We start from the raw sequence: 2,570 nt of genomic DNA on the forward strand, positions 1-2,570 counted from the left end.
AAACTTACATCTGATAACTGATAACTGATAACTGATAACTGATAACTGATAACTGATAACTGATAACTGATAACTGATAACTGATAACTGATAACTGATAACTGATAACTGATAACTGATAACTGATAACTGATAACTGAAAAAGCTGAGGACTAAAAAAGCTGAGGACTAAAAAAAGAGATGACTATCGGGTTGAATATTAATTTCCATGGGGACGGCTTGGGGTTCAGCATTCATGGCAAAATAGATAGCATCGGCGGCGGTTTGAGCGGTTAACATTTTAGTGCGATCAACTTTTAAGCTCACCTGATCCCAAAAAGGAGTATCCACACCACCAAAATAGAATAAAGTCATTTTAATACCATAGCGTTTTAACTCATCGGCCAAACATTTACTAAAACCGACCACCCCGTACTTAGAAGCACAATAAGCGGCAGCCATAGCCATAGAATGCTTACCTAAAATTCCCACCACATTACAGATATGACCGTACTTATTTTCCTTCATCACATTAGCCGCAGCCTGACAGGTATAAAAACTCCCCTTCAGATTGAGGTCGAGCATTTTATCTAAATCTTCCGGCGTAATTTTATTGTATTGTTTCATCACCCCGGCTCCAGCCGCATTAACCAACACATCCAACCGGCCGTAATGGGAGACAATTTTTTCCATCAAAGTTTCTACCTGAGTCGGATTGGTGATATCCGTCGGCACAATTAAAGAGGGACAACCCAACTCACTAGCTAAATTAGATAAATTATCGGCATTTCTGGCCACTAATACGAGTTTATGACCATTAACAGCTAGTTTACGGGCTAAAGTGGCACCGATACCCCCCGTAGCACCGACAATCAGGACAACTTTTTCGCTCATAATTATTTATAATTCTTTACAAATCTTATTGTAGGCCTTTCGCCCCAGAAAAGCATCGACAGTCACGCCCCTTTGATTAAGCTTTAGCCAACTTCTGATAGGATAAACCGTGACAATGTAAAGAAAATTTTATGACTGTACTGACCGAAGGAATCGCGCCCCACGGTGGGCAATTAATTAATCGTATTGCTACCGCTGCTGAAAAAGCAGAATTTCTGGCCCTAGCTGAAAAACTACCGCGAGTTTCCTTAGATGAACGAGCGCTCTCGGATTTAGTTATGATTGCTATTGGTGGTTTCAGTCCCCTCAAAGGCTTTATGGAACAGGACGACTACGAAAAAGTCGTCGATGATATGCGTCTAATCAATGGTTTACCCTGGGCAATTCCCGTGACTCTTTCCGTTAGCGAAGAAGTGGCGGATCCCCTCAAAGAAGGCAACTGGATTCGTTTAGATGACAGCGCAGGCAACTTTGTCGGAGTCCTAGAGCTAACCCAAAAATACCGTTACAATAAGGCCCACGAAGCAGTTAACGTCTATCGTACCGACGACCAGAAACATCCCGGGGTAAAAGTCCTCTACGAACAGGGAGAAATTAACCTCGCAGGTCCAATATGGTTGCTTCAGCGCGATCCTCATCCTCAGTTTCCCAAATATCAGATCGATCCTCTGCAATCGCGGAAAATGTTCCACGAAAAAGCTTGGAAAACGATTGTCGGTTTTCAAACCCGTAATCCCATCCACCGGGCCCACGAATACATTCAAAAATGCGCCCTAGAAGTGGTAGATGGTTTATTTTTGCATCCTCTTGTCGGCGCTACCAAAAGCGATGATGTGCCGGCCGATGTGCGGATGCGTTGCTATGAGATCATGATGGATAAATACTTTCCCCAAGATCGCGTTATTCTGGCTATCAACCCCTCAGCTATGCGTTACGCCGGCCCCCGGGAAGCAATTTTCCACGCTATTATCCGTAAAAACTACGGTTGTACCCATTTTATCGTCGGTCGTGACCATGCCGGAGTCGGAGACTACTACGGAACCTACGATGCTCAGTATATCTTTGATGAGTTCGAGCCGGGGGAATTGGGAATCGTGCCGATGAAGTTTGAACACGCTTTCTACTGTACCCGCACTTCGGGAATGGCAACCACTAAAACTAGCCCCAGTTTACCGGAAGAAAGAATACACCTTTCGGGAACGAAAGTCCGGGAACTGCTGCGTAAAGGAGAATTACCACCTCCGGAATTCTCCCGTCCAGAAGTGGCTGCCGAATTAATCCGCGCCATGCGAGAGTCTTGACATCCTCACCGCCGTAAAACGGACGGTGATTCCCAAACCTCACGATTTAGGTTTCTGCTTCTTTCCCTTGCGGGGTTTCGCACCGGCCTTAACAGATTTACTCTGTTCTGGTCTTATGGTCGCGACCCGGACTGACACCGCAAGTCCTGCGGCCAAAATGTTTTTACTGGCGTTAATATCTCGGTCATGGTGTGTCCCACAGTTCGGACAATCCCACTCTCGAACATTTAACGGCATTTTCTCAGCAATATACCCGCAATTACTACACCGCTTAGAACTGGGAAACCATCTATCTATTTCGATGTAATTTCTCCCATACCAACGGCATTTATAGGCTAATTGTCGGGTAATTTCTCCCCAGCTTACATCAGATATTGCCTGAGATAATTTCGGGTT

The 2,570-nt window shown here is 44.9% G+C and carries 3 protein-coding genes; 1 reads left to right on the forward strand and 2 read right to left on the reverse strand.

Going from position 1 to position 2,570, the window contains the following annotated elements:
- Positions 1-168: 168 nt before the first annotated feature.
- On the reverse strand, positions 169-873 hold the full coding sequence (locus tag IM319_RS04865) for an SDR family oxidoreductase (RefSeq protein ID WP_286825298.1): 705 nt from the start codon (positions 871-873) through the stop codon (positions 169-171).
- 131 nt (positions 874-1,004) lie between these two features.
- Between IM319_RS04865 and sat the strand changes: the two genes are divergently transcribed.
- Positions 1,005-2,174, forward strand: coding sequence for a sulfate adenylyltransferase (gene sat / locus IM319_RS04870; protein ID WP_287079802.1), 1,170 nt, complete (start codon positions 1,005-1,007; stop codon positions 2,172-2,174).
- A 39-nt stretch (positions 2,175-2,213) separates the two neighbouring features.
- Here the strand turns inward: sat and IM319_RS04875 are convergent.
- Positions 2,214-2,570 (reverse strand): RNA-guided endonuclease TnpB family protein (locus IM319_RS04875; RefSeq protein ID WP_287734846.1); only part of this gene is annotated, 357 nt, incomplete at its 5' end.

Origin of the sequence: Microcystis sp. M113S1, from assembly GCF_020246945.1 — a bacterium.
Lineage (GTDB): Bacteria > Cyanobacteriota > Cyanobacteriia > Cyanobacteriales > Microcystaceae > Microcystis.